Here is a 15,725-nt window from a genome sequence, read left to right as displayed (position 1 = left end):
CAAGTAGGGTGAACGGCTGTGCTAAGGTCAAAATAGCCGACGCTAAACAGGACAATGAGAGTTTTACTGGTAGAAGATGAGCCGGATTTAGGAACTGCGATCCGATGGGCGCTCAAGCAAGAAAAATACATTGTCGATTGGGCACAGGATGGCAACGAAGCCTGGGAATATCTCCAAAATCAAGGAACCCAGTACACGATCGCATTGGTTGACTGGATGCTGCCCGGCATCACCGGAATTGAGCTATGCCAGCGACTCCGCCAGCGGCACAATCCTTTGCCCGTTTTGCTGCTGACTGCCAAAGATCGGTTGCAGGACAAGATTATGGGACTGGATGCGGGAGCCGATGATTATCTGGTCAAGCCCTTTGAGATGGAAGAACTGCTTGCTCGGATGCGGGCACTCCAGCGACGATCGCCTGCCATCCCAGTGCAGCAGCTTCAAATTGGGCAGATTTTGCTCAACTACACCGATCGCACCGTTTACTATCAGCAGCCCGATGGCAGACTGGAGCCAATCCTGCTCACAAACAAAGAATTCCAGCTTTTAGAATACTTTATGAACCATCCCCATCAGATCGTAACCAAAGACCAGCTTCTGTCCCGAATCTGGGAAATGGATGCTGAGGTCGGCAGCAATGTTGTTGCGGCTCAAATTCGCCTGCTGCGACGGAAGCTGACAGAAAAAGGGTGTGTTGACTTTATTGAAACCTTACCCAGTATGGGCTATCGGCTGCACCCGGATTATGCAAAATAAACCATCGCAGAATCAATTATTACAAAACAAATCATTCTACTTGTCGAGACGGCGGTTGGCAGCGTGGCACACCGTGATCATGACGCTCATTGTTGTTTTTTCCGGGCTGGTCGTTCATCGCCTGGTCGTTCGTGCTCGATGGCTAAATCTGGTGGGAAACATGGCAGACTTCGCCAGAGACGTCGAAAATCTGATGGAGCCAACTCTCAAACAAGCTGGAGCATTTGAGCCAGCCACCTACCAACAGTTGCCCGGTTTGTGCAGCACATCGGTTAACTGTCTGTCTGATATTGCTCTCTTGAATCAATCGCAGTTGCTCGAATCAGAAGCCGCATTGAGTAAAGCAGATATGTTATCCAGGCTAACCGAAGAGCCGTATTGCATTCGCTTCTGGACTAATTCCAGGCAAGTGGTTGGCTATCTCTCCGTGCCGATCGACAATTCAGTTTGTCAAGAACCAAATTTTTGGAAAACGCAACGAGATAGTCAGGGAAGATATTATCATGACTCTTTCTTTCCCTTGCAGACTCGCTACGGGGTTCAGTGGGGTTCGATGCAAATGGCTGGCTCGCTAAGCAGCTTAGATCGCTACCTCATGCGGATTGAAATTGCTTTGGTCGTGATCACTTTATTAGCCATTGGACTGATTGGCTTTGCGAGCTGGTGGCTGGCAGGATTAGCCATGCGTCCTGTACAGCACTCTTATCAGCAGATGGAGCAATTTACAGCTGATGCCGCCCACGAGCTACGGACACCCCTGGCTGCCTTACAGGCGATCGTCCAAACCGCATTACGTTCTGACCAGTTAACCCTGGAAGATTCGAAGGAAGCTTTGCAAATTTTGAGTCGTCAGAGTTATCGCCTGACTAAATTAGTGCAGGATTTGCTGATGCTCACTCAAATGGAGCAACAAGGCTATTTAACTGCCTTTGAGCTTTGCTCTTTGAATGAAATGATTACGGATTTGGTCGATGAGTTTGAAGCATTGGCGATCGCAGCAGAGATTACATTGGTAACAGAAATTGATTCTTCGACAATTCATGTTTTGGCAAATGCAGAGCAACTGTATCGTGCTGTTGCAAACTTGCTCAGTAATGCAATTCACTACACGCCTGCAAAAGGTCAGATTACAATTCAACTCACGACTGAACAATCTCAGGCAGTCATTCGGGTGAAAGATACCGGAATTGGAATTCCTGCTGCTGCACAGCCCTATATTTTCGATCGATTCTATCGAGCGGATCAAGAACGATCGCGGCACAAAGGAGGAACCGGGCTGGGACTAGCAATCACGCGATCGATCGTGCAAGCACATAAAGGAACCATTCGGGTAGAGAGCAAGCTGAATCAGGGCAGTGTCTTTACCATTTCTCTACCGTTTTCCGATATTAAGTCTGGTATTAAGTCTGATATGAAGCCTGATATAAAGTAGGCATGAGTATTCAGTAGCTCATGAACCATTGTTGAAAGCCGCTAAAGCAGCGCAGATTTGGGGCAACAGCGGACGCAGAGCGGGAACCGGGTTCATACAGTCCTGCTGAAGACGACGCAGGTGCTCGATCGCCTTAATCTGGTCGGGATGATCGGGGGCAGGGCGACATCGATCCAGCAAATCTTCGAGCAAGCAGCCAAATGCTCTAACTTCCAGGGAGGGCAGCGATCGACTGAGGAAGCGATCAGCTGGATCATAAAAGCAGGCTGCGCCAAAATCTCCCAACAGACTTTCCCCGGTTTCGTCCACCAGAATATTGTGAGCATAAAGGTCGCCATGCATTATACCCCTGGCATGGAGGTGTGCTGTGGCTGCGGCAATGCCCTGAGCAATCCGAAGAATCACAGGCAAAGTAAACGCCGTGTCAGGCGGATAAGTGTCTCTTGTACAGGTTTCCAGGCTGGGCGGTCCACCCAGGTTTTTGTAGCGCGGCGGGATAAATGAGAACACCAGCCCTGCGCTGTGGGTCGGATGGTGAATCACCTTTCCTAAAACTCGCACCAGATTGGGGTGGGTTCCTGCCGCAATACAGGCACGCATTTCGTCTAGGGGAAACCCATCGCTCGTAATTTCTCCCTTAAACAGCTTGATCGCCACTTCTACGCTCTGATGAACACCAGAATTCCAGGTTCCCTGATAGATAATGCCTGAAGCTCCCTGTCCCAGCGGTTCCCCCAGCATTAAATCTGTCCATTTGATATGAAGCAAATCAGGATTAGACGAATCGAAATCGGGTAAACCAGTGTCAGGCAGCGAAGACAATCGACTTGAATCACAAAACGGATTTCCGGCATAAGCTAGCCAGGATAGCCGGGGCAACGTCGATAGCCAGACGGGCAGTGCAGTGAGCTGGTTTGCTGCCAAACGAATTAGCTCTAGATTTTGACAGTTTGCCAGTTCATCGGGGAGCGATCGCAGCTCGTTTCCGGCAAGCATGAGCTTCTGGAGCCTGGACAATTGACCGATCGAAGCGGGAAGCTGCTGAAGCCGATTATCCGTCAGGATCAGCCAGCGCACCAGCGGCGGCAAGGCATTTTCAGGGAGTGCGGTAATCCGGTTCGACTTAAAGCCCACCATTGAAAGCTGGGGACACTGAGAAAGCACTTCCGGCACTTCTTCAAAATCGTTGTTGCTAAGGAAAACAATTTTCAGTTTCTTCAACTGCCTAAATTCGTCAGGCAATCGCTTCAGATGATTATTTGACAAATCCAAAATCTCTAAAGAATCTGCTAGCTCAAGAATCTCCATTGGAAATTCCGTTAGTTCGGCAGCAAGATTAAGTCTTCGGGTTCCAGCAAGTTGTCCAGTTTGCAGTAAGTCGAGCGTTTTCATTCCTGAAGGGCTTAATAGCGTTAATGTCCCAGCCTGTTATCGCCTTACCCGGTTATAGCCTTACCAGGGAGGATTTGAGAAGTCGAGATCGATGCCTCCCAACCCTCAAGGAGAAGACCGGGGATAAAGGGTGGGGAGATGAGGGGCATGATGAAGGGCATGATAAGGAGCATAAAGTCTGCCAAAGCTGGGAATCAGAAAGGTGGGAATCAGAAAGAGAAATCGTCGGAGCGATCGAGGCGATGTGCAACGTTCACCCCCTGCTCAGATACAACACTTTAAGTATTATTAAGCTTATTTAATGAAGAAAGGTATCTGAACTTATCGCTTGGTTACAATCCAAAAGTCTTCTCCAAAAGGCATAGGTAGAAAGTGGTAGCGTGAACAACAACAGCCACAGATAACCAACCTTTCGAAATATGTACGATAACAATACAGAAAAAGACTGGGTCGCTGCCGCAGTAACTGCCGGAATTGGCGCAGGCATTCCTGCCACTTTTGCCGTAAGCCAGGGTCAAAATCCCCTCATCGCTCTAGTGCTTACGGGTTGTGCGATCGTCACTGCTCTCGTGATTGATCACTACTGTTAAGCAGAATTCTGTTCAAAAGACTTCCAGAGCAGACTGTCTCCGGTTCGGTATCTGAGTTATTTTCTTCCTGTCATCTTAGATCATACTTCTTTGCAAATAAGCCAGCTTCTTCGGAGGTTGGCTTTCTGCTTTTAAACCAATTTAGAAGAAATCGCATAGAATAATTTGCTTGAGGCGGCTTATTGGTTACCTTACGCTATTAGTAAAGAAGAAGCGGGAAATTTACCGATTTTCCACTCTACCGCTAGTATTATAGCTGTCACTCGTCGGGTTCTTTTATCCAAGGTGGGGGCTGTGCCTCTGGTCGGGGGTTGCACCCCTGCATCCCGTCTTTAGTCGATCGGTTAAGTCTGTAATCTCTTTCGCTTTATTTCGCGCACTTTCACTAGATTCTGCTCCTGCACTGCTTTTCACGACTCGGTTACTGCATTTCTTGCCTGATCTCAAGGAGGCTTTTCATGACCCATTCCCTGCCTGCTCGTTCGTCTCCTCGTTCCGCGATGCTCAGACTATGCCTGTTTCAACGATCGTCCAAGCCGCAGAAAAGTGATCGATCGACAGCGCGGCGCGTGTTTTTGCTGCTGGCACTGACACTCGGCTTGGGAACAGGAAGTTTTGCAGAGCGAGGTCTGGCTGCTGATCCCACAGCCAGGGGGCAAGTTGCCCCGTTTCACTTGGCACAGGCAGTTCCAGCAGGAGATGGGGTATTGCAGCTCAACGATAGTGGCGATGCAGTTGCCGACCTTCAGCGACAGTTGACGCGGCTCGGATTTTTTAGCGATGAAATTACTGGATTTTTTGGGACTGCGACCCAGGCAGCCGTGAGCCAGTTTCAGCAGGCAAATGGTTTGACCCCCGATGGCATTGCAGGAGCCGCAACGCAGGCAGCATTAGGGCAAGGCAGTTCGGCATCGGAAGCGACTAGCAGCGCACCCCGTGATTTTCTCCAGCTCAACGATTCTGGCGATCAGGTCGCAGAATTGCAGCGTCGGCTGACAGCCCTGGGCTACTACAGCGGCTCTGCTTCTGGCGTGTTTGATGGGGCAACTCAATTTGCCGTAATTAGCTTTCAGCAGGCAAATGGTTTAACTGCCGATGGCGTGGTGGGTGCAGAAACGACGGCGGCACTGCGTCGCGCTGGGGGGCAAGGCTCGTTCTCAGCTGGATCTACTCCGGCTGCGCCAACTTCCCCTGCACGAGCGGCGATCGGTTCTTCTGTCGCTCCTGGAGGAAGCTTGCTACGGGTGGGCTCTAACGGGGCGGCGGTAAGTACCCTTCAAACTCAGCTTCAGTCGCTTGGCTTTTACGTGGGAACGATTTCGGGCGTTTTTGATGCCCAGACCGAAGCCGCCATCACTGCATTTCAACGATCGCGGGGTTTGGTCGCGGATGGCATTGCCGGACCCCAGGTGAATGCCACTTTAAGCAGCGCAACGGGAACCAATCCCTCAACCGCAACTCAGCCCAACAGTCCGGCTCAAGTGCAATATATCCAGCAGATGCAGCAGGCGCAAATTGCCGCAGAACAAGCCCGCCGGGAGGCAGAGCAAGCCCGTCTGGAAGCCGAAAAAGCGCGTTTGGTCTATCAGCAAAACCTGCAAGAAGGACGCTATAGCACCGTCGAACTGCAAAGACGGCTTCAGTCAAACGGCTACAATCCCGGAGATCTAAGCGGAGTAATGACTCCCACAACCGAAGGTGCGATCGCCGACGCCCAGCGCAGCTATGGATTGAGCGAAAGCGATTTCCTGGGAACGGGAGGAATGCCTTTGTTTTAGAACAGACGATCGCAATCATTGCGCTAAGCATTGCTCCAAGCATTACTCTAAGCGTTAACCAATTCAGGCTAAGCCTTTGAGGCAGCTTTGAACGATCGCCCCGGAACTGCATTCAGGAGCAGTGCCAGCAAAATCAGCACAATGCCGATCGACTCGCTCATTGAGGGGATTTCGCCAAGCTGAGTCCGAGCTGCAAAGACTCCCACGACCGGAACTGCAAGTGTTCCTAAGCTGGCAGCCCCCGTGGGCAGTTGCCGCAGCGCGTAAAACCATAGGAGCCACGCCACCGCACTTCCCGGAATAATGTTGTAAAGCAAGGCAGCCATAAAAGAGCCTGTCCACTGCACCGGGCGATCGGACACCGTGAGCGCAATCAGGATCAGGGGCAGACTGCCGATCAGCATTTGCCATGCGGTAAATGAAACCAGGTCGATCGATCGCCGCTGGGTCAACCGCTTCAGAAAAATTGCGCTCGTTGCCCAGCAAATTCCCGACAAAATGCCCAAGCCTTTACTGAATAAATCGCTGGTGAAACTCAAGGGCAGCAGCACCAGCAGCAGTCCCGCCAGCGCAAAGCCAACACTGAGCCACTGTTTACCGTGCAGCCGCTCTTTAAGAAAAATCCAGGCAAACAGCAACGCCCAAAACGGCATCGTGTAGTTGAGCACCGCAATCTTGCCCGCCCCGCCACCAACCAACGCCCAGTGAATGAGTCCGATCACTCCGGTGGTTTGCAGTAGCCCAAACACGATCGTCTCTGGCAGCACCTCCGGCTTGAGCGATTTTCCCTGCACCCGCAGCACCAAAAACAAACTCATCGCCCCAAAAAACGCTCGCAGCGCGGCAAAGTCAAACGGCGACGCATCCTGAAGCGCAATTTTCATCACGACCCAGTTATAGCCCCAGACGATCGCCAGCGCAACGAGGGCAAAAAATGCGAGATGCCGTTTAGCAAAAGCCATGCGCTATTTCCTGTGTGCGATTCCAGGCAAGCCAATGTCCTGAAAAACCTTTCGATCGTATCGCATGATTTGAACGGGCTGCTGCTGAAATTTTGTTTGGGCGATCGTCTGCCAGCCCTGCCGTCGATACCAGTTCATTAACTCGGTCTGCTCTGTCCATAGATAAACTAAGGGCAATTTGAGCCGATCGGCTTCCTCCAGCGCACGCTGCACCAGCAGACGACCGATCCCCTCCCCCCGTTTTTCAGGAATCACATAGAGCGAAGCAAGCCAGGGCGACCACCCTGCATACTTCGGTGGAGCTTCTGTTTTGCCGTGCATCAGCGTCACTGTGCCAATGAGTTTAGGCTGCGGCGATTCTTCTAGAGCAACGATCGTTAAAGGTAATCGATCGCGATTCAGGTGCGTCTCTAGCTCTGCGGTAAGTTGCGCCTCGGTTTCTGAGGGGTAAAACGAGTGCCATTCCTGATGCAGCCATGCGGCGATCGTCCCAATGAAGTGGGGATAATCAGCCAGGTACGTGAAAAGGAGGGAAGTTTGCAATGATTTTCCTCTTTAGCTTGAACGCTCCCAGCGAAACTTGCGATCGGATTCCTGAATCGGCACATCGTTAATGCTGGCATATCTCCGCATCATCAATCCATTTTCGGCAAATTCCCAATTCTCGTTGCCATAGGAGCGATACCAGAAGCCAGAGTCATCGTGCCATTCATATTCAAATCGCACCGCAATTCGATTGTCCATAAAACACCAAAGTTCTTTTTTTAACCGATAGTCGAGTTCTTTTGCCCATTTGCGCTTGAGAAACTCCACGATCGCCGCTCGGCCATGAATAAACTCCGCTCGATTTCGCCATTCAGAATCTTCGGTGTATGCCAAAGCAACTCGTTCAGGATTGCGCGTGTTCCAGGCATCTTCAGCGGCTTGCACTTTTGCCTTTGCAGTTTCCAGCGTGAATGGAGGCAGGGGAGGACGATGAGTTGAATCAGACATAGTTAAATTTTTCCCAGCAGTTGAAATGAATAGAATACAACGAAGGAGAACGCTGACGTAGTGAAGATCAGAAATATTGGTAAGGTTTCGCGTCAATGGCTTTACGAAATTGACATTGATACATTAGATGATTTACAGAAGTGTGGCGCAATAACTGCATTTCAGTTGATTCGTGAAAATCATCCGCTTGTTTCGCTCAACCTGCTTTGGGCATTAAAAGGGGTAATTCTGAATATCGATTGGCGAGACATTCCAGAGAAACGCAAGCAGGAACTACGACAGCAGCTTCACGAGACATAACTCGCTAAACATAAAGTAGCATTCGGGAGCGATGCAGGATCACTGCCACTGTTCAAATAACCGTTTATGGAGCCGTTTGTCTAAACGGTTACTCCAGGCGGTTGCTCCAAGCTAATGTTCTAGCTCATGTTCTAACTTACGTTCTAGCTCATGTTCTAACTTACGTTCTAGCTCATGTTCCAACTCAGCAATTCGATCGCGCAAAGGAGCTATCATTGCTTCGACTTCAGTTTCTGAATAACGGATGGGAATGTGCTGCGGACAGTTTTCGCTGATGGCTTCTACATGAAAGAGAATCGATCGCTCAATTACCGCAGAATAACCGGGAACGCGCAGTCGTTCAGTCCATTCTGATTCTCCTTCGATAAATTCGGCTCTGCCCCAAATTTTGATGCGTTTACGATGACGGTAATCCATCAAAAACAAAAACGCTTTGTCGTTCCCCGATAAATTCCCGATCGTGATGTACTGCACATTGCCCGAAAAGTCAGCAAAGCCCAGCGTTTTCTCATTCAGCACTTTCAGAAATCCCGGTGAACCGCCGCGAAACTGGATATAAGGATAGCCATTCGAGCCGACCGTTCCGAAATAAAAGCCATCGAGCTGAGCAATGAAATCTGCAACTTTTGGAGCGATCGCATCGTTTGCAGGACCATTCGCAATGTATTTTTCGTAGGTTTGACGCGAGCCGCGTTCTGCTTGTGCCGCTTTCACTTCGGGCGTAAAGGCAATTTCACCAAACTTGCGGGACATGATGTTCTCCTAAGCGGTAACGGGTTCCGAAATGCCAGTCATGCCAACAAAACCGGGAAGATGTTTAATACGATCGATCCAGGCGAGCACATTGGGGTAAGGCGTAAGATCAATCTTGCCGTCTGGTGCGAGCGCGACATAGGGAAACACAGCGACATCGGCGATCGTAGGATGTCCCAATTCCAGCCAGTTTTGTTCTGCTAAACGATCGTTTAGCTGCGTCAGAATAAATTCTGATTTTTGAGTTGCCCGTTCCAGATTGATGTTGGTGGCTTTGAACAAGTGATAGAGACGAGCCGATTCTGGACCCTGACGCACTTCTCCGGCAGTGGTGGAAAGCCAGCGCATCACGCGACTCATCCCCTCTGGATCTAATGGCAACCAGGATTCGCCGCCATACTGTCGAGCCAGATACACCAAAATTGCTTGAGCATCTGCCAGCACCGCTTCTCTATCCACCAGAACTGGAACCTGTCCAAACGGATTGAGTGCCAGGAATTCGGGCTGTTTGTGTGTGCCTTTTAGCAAATCGACTTTAATCCAAACAGACTCTAAACCCAGCAGCGACAGCATCAATTTAACTTTGTAGCTGTTGCCAGACAGTTCGTGACCGTAAAGCTGAATCATGATGGTTTGCCTAATTGATTCTTTCCAAAAACTATACAGTTGAACTGTACCGTTCGTTCGGTATAACTCACTGTACCGTTCGTTCGGTATAATGTCAATCAGCCAACGCCAACCTTTCACGCCAACCCTTCAAGGTCCAAAAAAACCAATGCCGAAAGAAACCTACATTCCATCCCTGTTATGTCTATTTCGGCAACACGGCTACGACGGCGCAACGCTAGCCAAAATCTCTGCAGCAACCGGATTGGGGAAAGCCAGCCTTTACCACCACTTCCCTGGCGGCAAAGATGAAATGGTTGAAGCGGTGCTGGATTACCTGGAACGCTGGATGGATCAAAACATTGTGCAAAAGCTTAAAACCCCAGGCGATCCGCTAGCTCAACTACAGCAGATGTGCGATCGCCTGAGTGAAGTGTACGACGGAGGAAAACAGCCCTGCCTCTCAGCCATTCTCTTATTAGGTTCTGCCCGTGATGTGTTTCACAATCGCGTCCAAGCCCTCTATCAAATTTGGATCGATGCGATCGCCAATGTCCTTACCGCAGCGGGAATGAATAAAAGCCTGGCTCACCAGCGAGGAGAGAATGCAGTGATCGCTATTCAAGGAGCATTGATTTTATCTCAAGCATTAAACAATTCAGCTCCGTTTCAGCGAGTGATGCAGCAATTGCCCAAGGAGCTTTGTAGAAATGGATAAATTTCCGTTTAAAGCTTTGCTTAGAATCTTAGTCGCCGATCGATAGCAAAACAGCTTGAACAGAGGTTTTCATAATAGGCAATAGATACAACCGACACCATACCAAAATCATTTACCCCTTTGGTAGGAATCGTTCTCTATCTTAAGATAGAAGCGGTTTTTGATTAACTAAATCTCGTTCTGATGTTGTTCAACCTTAGGCTGCTTTTTCCTATTCTCTATCCCTAGAGCGCTGGCATAAACTATTTTTTTCAACAGTTGTTGAATAAATAACCTTGCAGTGTTAAGAATTTGTTCCTATAGATAGAGGAATTATGGTACTAGCCATAACTTAAGGTTGAGGTGAAAAGACGATCGGCTTTCGAAGATAAAGCAATTCACACTCCTCACACTTACTATTCATCATGGTGAGCAAAAAGGTGAGTAGAAAAGTGAACAGAGCCCACATCTTACGAAACCTCTTTTTCCAATTCAAAGGAGCGTCTATGGGAGCACGATATTTCGCTTTATTAGCGGCATCGTTTACGTTCTGGTTGGAATTCTCGGCTTCATTCCTGGTATGGTTGCAACTCCCGGTGCTGCTCCTCAACTGGCTGTTAATGCAGGCTATGGCTATCTGATGGGTCTCTTTCCAATCAACGTTTTGCATAACATTGTGCATTTAGCAGTTGGGTTTTGGGGACTACTTTCCTACCGCCGATATAGCAGTGCAAGAACTTACTGCCGGGGATTGGCGATTTTCTATGGATTGCTCACGATCATGGGCTTCCTCCCCGTACTGAATACAACGTTTGGGTTAATTCCCATCTTTGGTCATGATATCTGGCTGCACGCTGTAACTGCCCTCATTGCTGCTTATTTCGGCTTTACTAGAACTCGCAGCGCATCAGGGTTGCGGGATGATGGGCGGCTTTCAATGTGAGGAAGAATGGGCGATCGTTAAATTCGTTAAATTCGTGTTTCAGTGTATCGATTCACGACCTGATTAGACGTTGTTTCAGAACCGCGTAGTAAGCTGTACACTCAAACAGGAGGATGAAAATAGACACAAGAATTATAATCTTGCTAGTAGAGTAATTGAATTGGTTATGCCTCACGTTCTACTTGTTGATGATGAAGCACCGCTGCGCGATAGCTTGACTTATGCCTTGCAGAAAGAGGGGTACGAAGTCACAACCGCATCAGATGGTGCTTCTGCATTAAAACTATTTCATAAGCAGGTTCCCGATGTAATTTTGCTGGACTTAATGCTGCCGGAGGTGAGCGGCATGGAAGTGTGCTGGCGAATTCGGGCTTTTTCCAATGTTCCGATCGTCATGCTGACTGCAAAAGATCAAGATATCGATAAAGCGTGGGGACTTAATGCTGGAGCAGACGATTACATTACAAAACCCTTTAATACTGGTGAACTATTAGCGCGGATCAAAGCAGTTTTGCGACCGCAATCGGCAGGAGAGGACCTACGATAGGTAGATTAGCAACAATGCAGCTTAAACTGTTCCGCTCAATCAAATGGAATTCTCTACACACAAAGCTGCTAGTGACCTATTGGCTGCTTACTGGGTTAGGAACTTCATTAATGGCTGGTTTCCTACTGCAATCGCTCTCCACCTATTTCATAGAGATGCGGCAGACCGATTTAGGAAATTGGGCAACAGCGATCGGTGAAAGTGTGGCAGACGAGCTGGAACAGCAGAATCTTCAGCGCGTTCAGCAGCTTATGCAACTCCATGGTCAAGCCGAAACAGTAATAGTGCGTGTCTTTGATTCTCAGGGTCAACTTCTTGCCTCTTCTACTACCGAAGACCGTCGTATTATAAATTGGCTAGAAGTGCCAGGGGTGCGGGAAGCTCTACAAAATCAAACCGTTCAAGGAACAGCGAAAGGCATATTATCAAACGACGATCGCCTATACGTGGCGCGACCAATTCAGCGCAATGGGCAGCTTCTAGGAGTGCTGAGAATGTCAGTGACGCTAGAACAATTTCAGCGGCAGCTCTCCTTGCTGTGGTGGACTGTGATCGGTGCCCTGCTGTTGACGATGTTTCTCTGCGCGGTGATTAGCGATCGGTTAGCCAGAAGTTTTGCAATTCCAATTCAAACCATGCGAGACTTTGCAATTCGGTTAGGGGGTGGTCATTTTGGCGACGAGTTGAGTATCCATCAAAGCAATGAATTAAATGAGTTAGCGATCGAACTGAATCGAATGAGTGAACGGCTAGCCTCTCTCGATCAGGAGCGTCGTGCCTTTCTAGCAAATGTCTCGCATGAACTTCGTACCCCCATTAGCAATATTCAAGTCACCGTTGAAGCACTGCAAAATGGAGCCGTAGAAGAACCTCATCTGCGCGATCGCTTCTTTCAAACGATTAGTGATGAAACGCAACGATCAGCCCGATTGATTCACGATCTACTGGACTTGGGGCGGTTAGAAGCAGGGGCAACCCTTTTAGAGCAACAGACAATCGATCTCCAGCAATTAATCGATCGTGCAGTTCGAGCGGTAGAAACGCGAATGCAAAGCCGTGGAATGTCGCTGCACCTGAAAGTTACAAAAGTTTCCCTAACCGGCGATCCGGAGCGACTTCTGCAAGCGTTATTAAACATTCTAGACAACGCAATCAAACATTCAAAAGAAAATTCTCAAGTCTTTATCGCTGGAATACGGAATAGTCAGCAAGCCATCATTACCATTCAAGACCAGGGACCAGGCATTGATCAAAACACATTGCCACGAATTTTTGAACAATTCTACACGGGCGATCCATCGCGAAAGGGAAGCAGCACGGGATTAGGGCTAGCAATCGCACAACGCATTATTCAGGCGCACGGCGGCAATATTACAGCAAGCAGTTCTCCTAGACAGGGTGCAAAATTTATAATTTGCTTGCCGCTGCATCCATTAAGCTAAATCACTTAAGTTTAATCGCTAAGTTAGATCGCGCGAAACACCATAGAAACACAACAAGCCAGAAAATTGCTAACGTGAATGAGTTGTAAATTTCAATGCGCAATCGTCAGCTTTGAGTGCAAGTAAATGTTTCACAACAGTTCACAACGGTTTAATCAACGTAACGAACAAGGGCAGGGAAAATCAAACGATGCGCGGTGATTCAGCCTATCTGATCTTCATCTGGTTTGGTGTAATTTGGGTTGCCCTTGGCATTGCTGCTGTCATTGCGCTGCTTAGGGCAGACAATCAACCAATTCGATTCGGGAAATGGGGTCTCTTGGTAGCGATTCCCAGCTTTCTTCCAATTCTAATCGCACTGATTGTTGGAGCAATTCTGGCAAGACAAAGCTGAATAACAAGCTATAATTCAACGGCAAATATAGCGATCGTTAGCGAATCGAAAACGGGGTGTAGGAATGGCATTCCTATATGAGACACATAAAATGCATTACCTCAACACCCCTAGCAGAATAATTACAAACAAACACTTGCAAATAGCAATCTCAGCTTATTCCAACTCGCCAATCGCTTTGTTCACATCTGTTGGCTTCGCATATTCCTGATCCGGAATTTGTTCTAAAATCTGCTGCACATTTTTATCTGCGCCGTTCTTTTTCGCGTGTTTGAGAATATCCTCCTTAGTCGCAGGATAGTCGATCCCTTTTAGGTCTTTCTGAATCTCAATCGGATTTGCTTTTGCCATGACGAAAACCTCATAATTCTTTCCTCTATTTTCTAAACGATCGGTTTCCGTTGCTTCATCCTACTATTGACGGAATCCCTTTAACCAAGCAAGTATTAGCCTGTCTTGCTAAGCTGTTAATTTCTCTTCCCCTCCTAACCATGAATCGATCGCCCTTTCCTTCCCGTCTGCCTCAAAAAATAATTAATTGGTTTATCAAAAGCAGTCTTCTGTTCACGCTGCCTTTTGTGTTTTCAGGCTGTCAGTCCGTTCAAAATTTCTTAGAGGAAGCTTCACAGAAACTTCCTATCCTAAAAGAGATTGCTTCGCAACCTACACCAACTCCGGCTCAATCTTCATCCATTGCCATAGTGGAGAAGCAAATTTGGCAAGAGATTAATGCAATTCGTCAACAGCAAGGCTTAACCGAGCTGAATCATAACGATCGGCTTGCTTCTATCGCTAGAAAATACAGCCAAAAGATGGCAGAGCGCAAGTTCTTCAGCCACACAAGCCCCGATGGAGACTCTGTTTCCGATCGCGTTCGTTCCGCCAACATCTTCTACTGGATAGTAGGTGAAAACTTATTTCGGAGTGTTAATATCGCTCAGCCCGTTCCTGCGGCAATTGAAGGGTGGATGAATAGCCCAGGACACCGAGCAAACATACTGCGATCGGAATATCGGGAAACAGGCATCGGAGTTTGGCGTGTTGATAACTCCTATTGGGTCACGCAAATCTTTCTGCGCTCAATTCCATAACAACCTGATTAACGCGAATTTAAACAAAAAACGTGAGGGGTGCCTAAACATTAAATCGTTCACCCACTCACTCCATAACAAATCAAAGAATTGTTCAAAACACTAGCACTCGCAAAATATAGAAATCTAACTTAGAAATACTCCTCCGTCGCGCTGAATATTCAATGCACCCTGTCCAGCATCAACATCAACTGCTTCAACAAGGGTAACTTCTAGAACCCCTGGAGCAATCTGGCGGGGTGTCACTGTAACAAATCCACCATCAGGACGCACAAAGGTCATATTAACTGGAACCTGTAGCCCCTGAAGGGTTACTTGCGAACCACCCACAAGCGATCGCTGGTCAGTTACCCCCAGCACCTCATAAGTTACATTAGTATTCGTATTATTAATTAACTCAATGCTAACTGTTCCATTAATAGGCGTAACAAACGCGCTTGGCGACTGAACAGTTTCTGGCAGAGGAGCCTGGGCCGGCGCAGTTCCCGGAAAAATTTGACCAGGTACAGGAGCAGAGGTAGCTGGACTTTGTCCAGTCTCTTGAAGAGTAGCAGCATTCGGTGGGCACCCCTGCGGCACACGGCGAGTGCTGTTAAATGGCTCTTCATAGTAGATACGTGGACAGGGATTAATCCCAGGCGTTTGTGCTGCTGCTACAGTCGGGATCACAGGTAGCGCAACAAGCAGCCCACCAATCAAGAAGTTAACTCTTTTACCGCAACTGCTTTGCATAAGATTTCTCGGATAGCGCATCTTTCAATGTCCTCACTTCTGAGGGAATCATAACCTATCTGTTTTCTTGTTCTCGTCGATCGTTAGGTATGGGTTAAAAAAGTAAAGTGATCATACTTACTTACGCCCTATAGTTTAGACTCTCCTCAAATCGAGCGAAACAAAATCTCCCCCAAGCATAATCACAAGGGGGAGATTTCAGAAAATTACCCTGGCATCGAGCTATTGTTGCAGGAAGCAACCCTCCAACTATCGTCGCCGTTTCAGCGTTTCACACCTGAGTTCGGGATGGGTCAGGGTGGGTCCACCGTACCATA

At 48.3% G+C, this 15,725-nt stretch carries 19 protein-coding genes; 11 read left to right on the top strand and 8 right to left on the bottom strand.

Annotation, left to right across the window (positions count from 1 at the left end; translation table 11 throughout):
* Nucleotides 1-54: 54 nt before the first annotated feature.
* Entirely contained in the window at nt 55-756 is a 702-nt protein-coding gene (gene rppA / locus NDI45_RS17945; protein WP_348248156.1) for a two-component system response regulator RppA, read from the top strand.
* Nucleotides 746-2,188, top strand: coding sequence for a two-component system sensor histidine kinase RppB (gene rppB, locus NDI45_RS17940; RefSeq protein WP_348248155.1), 1,443 nt, complete (start codon nt 746-748; stop codon nt 2,186-2,188). The genes rppA and rppB overlap by 11 nt, the downstream gene beginning before the upstream one ends.
* An 18-nt stretch (nt 2,189-2,206) precedes the next feature.
* On the opposite strand, the gene NDI45_RS17935 is transcribed toward rppB, so the two are convergent.
* The gene (locus NDI45_RS17935) at nt 2,207-3,580 is read right to left on the bottom strand and encodes a leucine-rich repeat-containing protein kinase family protein (protein ID WP_190790056.1); all 1,374 of its coding nucleotides are present in this window, start codon (nt 3,578-3,580) and stop codon (nt 2,207-2,209) included.
* Between the two features lie 419 nt (nt 3,581-3,999).
* On the opposite strand from NDI45_RS17935, the gene NDI45_RS17930 reads away from it, so the two are divergent.
* Together NDI45_RS17930 and NDI45_RS17925 are read left to right on the top strand one after the other, a co-directional pair.
* Entirely contained in the window at nt 4,000-4,170 is a 171-nt protein-coding gene (locus tag NDI45_RS17930) for a hypothetical protein (protein WP_348248154.1), read from the top strand.
* A gap of 458 nt (nt 4,171-4,628) precedes the next feature.
* Nucleotides 4,629-5,948 carry a peptidoglycan-binding protein gene (locus NDI45_RS17925; RefSeq protein WP_348248153.1) on the top strand — a complete coding sequence of 440 codons (1,320 nt, stop codon included), beginning with the start codon at nt 4,629-4,631 and terminating at the stop codon, nt 5,946-5,948.
* 68 nt (nt 5,949-6,016) lie between these two features.
* Here the strand turns inward: NDI45_RS17925 and NDI45_RS17920 are convergent, their stop codons facing one another.
* Genes NDI45_RS17920 through NDI45_RS17910 form a run of 3 tightly spaced genes read right to left on the bottom strand, consistent with a single transcriptional unit; the run spans nt 6,017 to nt 7,903 of the window.
* Nucleotides 6,017-6,910, bottom strand: coding sequence for an EamA family transporter (locus NDI45_RS17920; RefSeq protein ID WP_190790053.1), 894 nt, complete (start codon nt 6,908-6,910; stop codon nt 6,017-6,019).
* A gap of 3 nt (nt 6,911-6,913) precedes the next feature.
* Complete coding sequence (locus NDI45_RS17915; RefSeq protein ID WP_190790052.1) at nt 6,914-7,453, bottom strand: GNAT family N-acetyltransferase; 540 nt, start codon at nt 7,451-7,453, stop codon at nt 6,914-6,916.
* Between the two features lie 12 nt (nt 7,454-7,465).
* Complete coding sequence (locus NDI45_RS17910; RefSeq protein ID WP_348248152.1) at nt 7,466-7,903, bottom strand: nuclear transport factor 2 family protein; 438 nt, start codon at nt 7,901-7,903, stop codon at nt 7,466-7,468.
* 60 nt (nt 7,904-7,963) lie between these two features.
* On the opposite strand from NDI45_RS17910, the gene NDI45_RS17905 reads away from it, so the two are divergent.
* Nucleotides 7,964-8,203: a TfoX/Sxy family DNA transformation protein gene (locus NDI45_RS17905; protein WP_190794952.1), complete on the top strand. Its 240-nt coding sequence runs from the start codon at nt 7,964-7,966 to the stop codon at nt 8,201-8,203.
* A gap of 111 nt (nt 8,204-8,314) precedes the next feature.
* On the opposite strand, the gene NDI45_RS17900 is transcribed toward NDI45_RS17905, so the two are convergent.
* Nucleotides 8,315-8,956 carry a pyridoxamine 5'-phosphate oxidase family protein gene (locus NDI45_RS17900; RefSeq protein ID WP_348248151.1) on the bottom strand — a complete coding sequence of 214 codons (642 nt, stop codon included), beginning with the start codon at nt 8,954-8,956 and terminating at the stop codon, nt 8,315-8,317.
* Between the two features lie 9 nt (nt 8,957-8,965).
* Nucleotides 8,966-9,583: a glutathione S-transferase gene (locus NDI45_RS17895; protein WP_348248150.1), complete on the bottom strand. Its 618-nt coding sequence runs from the start codon at nt 9,581-9,583 to the stop codon at nt 8,966-8,968.
* Between the two features lie 148 nt (nt 9,584-9,731).
* Between NDI45_RS17895 and NDI45_RS17890 the strand changes: the two genes are divergently transcribed.
* The 5 genes from NDI45_RS17890 (at nt 9,732) to NDI45_RS17870 (ending at nt 13,585) form a co-directional block, all read left to right on the top strand.
* Complete coding sequence (locus NDI45_RS17890; RefSeq protein ID WP_348248149.1) at nt 9,732-10,280, top strand: TetR/AcrR family transcriptional regulator; 549 nt, start codon at nt 9,732-9,734, stop codon at nt 10,278-10,280.
* A gap of 469 nt (nt 10,281-10,749) precedes the next feature.
* A complete protein-coding gene (locus NDI45_RS17885; RefSeq protein ID WP_348248197.1) occupies nt 10,750-11,202 on the top strand; it encodes a DUF4383 domain-containing protein in 453 nt (150 codons plus the stop codon).
* A gap of 166 nt (nt 11,203-11,368) precedes the next feature.
* Entirely contained in the window at nt 11,369-11,749 is a 381-nt protein-coding gene (locus tag NDI45_RS17880) for a response regulator (RefSeq protein ID WP_190794956.1), read from the top strand.
* A 14-nt stretch (nt 11,750-11,763) separates the two neighbouring features.
* On the top strand, nt 11,764-13,191 hold the full coding sequence (locus NDI45_RS17875) for an ATP-binding protein (RefSeq protein ID WP_348248148.1): 1,428 nt from the start codon (nt 11,764-11,766) through the stop codon (nt 13,189-13,191).
* 190 nt (nt 13,192-13,381) lie between these two features.
* Entirely contained in the window at nt 13,382-13,585 is a 204-nt protein-coding gene (locus tag NDI45_RS17870) for a hypothetical protein (RefSeq protein WP_190793075.1), read from the top strand.
* A gap of 156 nt (nt 13,586-13,741) precedes the next feature.
* Here NDI45_RS17870 and NDI45_RS17865 read toward each other — a convergent pair whose 3' ends face one another.
* Entirely contained in the window at nt 13,742-13,936 is a 195-nt protein-coding gene (locus NDI45_RS17865; RefSeq protein WP_190793074.1) for a DUF2795 domain-containing protein, read from the bottom strand.
* Nucleotides 13,937-14,286: 350 nt separating this feature from the next.
* On the opposite strand from NDI45_RS17865, the gene NDI45_RS17860 reads away from it, so the two are divergent.
* Complete coding sequence (locus NDI45_RS17860; RefSeq protein ID WP_348248147.1) at nt 14,287-14,676, top strand: CAP domain-containing protein; 390 nt, start codon at nt 14,287-14,289, stop codon at nt 14,674-14,676.
* A gap of 126 nt (nt 14,677-14,802) precedes the next feature.
* Here NDI45_RS17860 and NDI45_RS17855 read toward each other — a convergent pair whose 3' ends face one another.
* Complete coding sequence (locus NDI45_RS17855; RefSeq protein WP_348248146.1) at nt 14,803-15,408, bottom strand: hypothetical protein; 606 nt, start codon at nt 15,406-15,408, stop codon at nt 14,803-14,805.
* Nucleotides 15,409-15,725: the final 317 nt, after the last annotated feature.

It is taken from the genome of Leptolyngbya sp. GB1-A1 (assembly GCF_039962475.1).
Taxonomy (GTDB): Bacteria; Cyanobacteriota; Cyanobacteriia; order Elainellales; family Elainellaceae; genus Leptolyngbya_A.
The sequence above is the reverse complement of the archived record's forward strand: the minus strand, read 5'-3'. Positions and strand labels throughout refer to the sequence as shown.

What these genes read in the sequence shown, in the direction of transcription:
- rppB (WP_348248155.1), top strand. Translation starts at nt 746, where the DNA reads ATGCAAAATAAACCATCGCAGAATCAATTATTACAAAACAAATCATTC.
- NDI45_RS17930 (WP_348248154.1), top strand. Translation starts at nt 4,000, where the DNA reads ATGTACGATAACAATACAGAAAAAGACTGGGTCGCTGCCGCAGTAACT.
- NDI45_RS17925 (WP_348248153.1), top strand. Translation starts at nt 4,629, where the DNA reads ATGACCCATTCCCTGCCTGCTCGTTCGTCTCCTCGTTCCGCGATGCTC.
- NDI45_RS17855 (WP_348248146.1), bottom strand. Translation starts at nt 15,408, where the DNA reads ATGCAAAGCAGTTGCGGTAAAAGAGTTAACTTCTTGATTGGTGGGCTG.
- NDI45_RS17935 (WP_190790056.1), bottom strand. Translation starts at nt 3,580, where the DNA reads ATGAAAACGCTCGACTTACTGCAAACTGGACAACTTGCTGGAACCCGA.
- NDI45_RS17910 (WP_348248152.1), bottom strand. Translation starts at nt 7,903, where the DNA reads ATGTCTGATTCAACTCATCGTCCTCCCCTGCCTCCATTCACGCTGGAA.
- NDI45_RS17890 (WP_348248149.1), top strand. Translation starts at nt 9,732, where the DNA reads ATGCCGAAAGAAACCTACATTCCATCCCTGTTATGTCTATTTCGGCAA.
- NDI45_RS17900 (WP_348248151.1), bottom strand. Translation starts at nt 8,956, where the DNA reads ATGTCCCGCAAGTTTGGTGAAATTGCCTTTACGCCCGAAGTGAAAGCG.
- NDI45_RS17875 (WP_348248148.1), top strand. Translation starts at nt 11,764, where the DNA reads ATGCAGCTTAAACTGTTCCGCTCAATCAAATGGAATTCTCTACACACA.
- NDI45_RS17870 (WP_190793075.1), top strand. Translation starts at nt 13,382, where the DNA reads ATGCGCGGTGATTCAGCCTATCTGATCTTCATCTGGTTTGGTGTAATT.
- NDI45_RS17865 (WP_190793074.1), bottom strand. Translation starts at nt 13,936, where the DNA reads ATGGCAAAAGCAAATCCGATTGAGATTCAGAAAGACCTAAAAGGGATC.
- NDI45_RS17895 (WP_348248150.1), bottom strand. Translation starts at nt 9,583, where the DNA reads ATGATTCAGCTTTACGGTCACGAACTGTCTGGCAACAGCTACAAAGTT.
- NDI45_RS17880 (WP_190794956.1), top strand. Translation starts at nt 11,369, where the DNA reads ATGCCTCACGTTCTACTTGTTGATGATGAAGCACCGCTGCGCGATAGC.
- NDI45_RS17920 (WP_190790053.1), bottom strand. Translation starts at nt 6,910, where the DNA reads ATGGCTTTTGCTAAACGGCATCTCGCATTTTTTGCCCTCGTTGCGCTG.
- rppA (WP_348248156.1), top strand. Translation starts at nt 55, where the DNA reads ATGAGAGTTTTACTGGTAGAAGATGAGCCGGATTTAGGAACTGCGATC.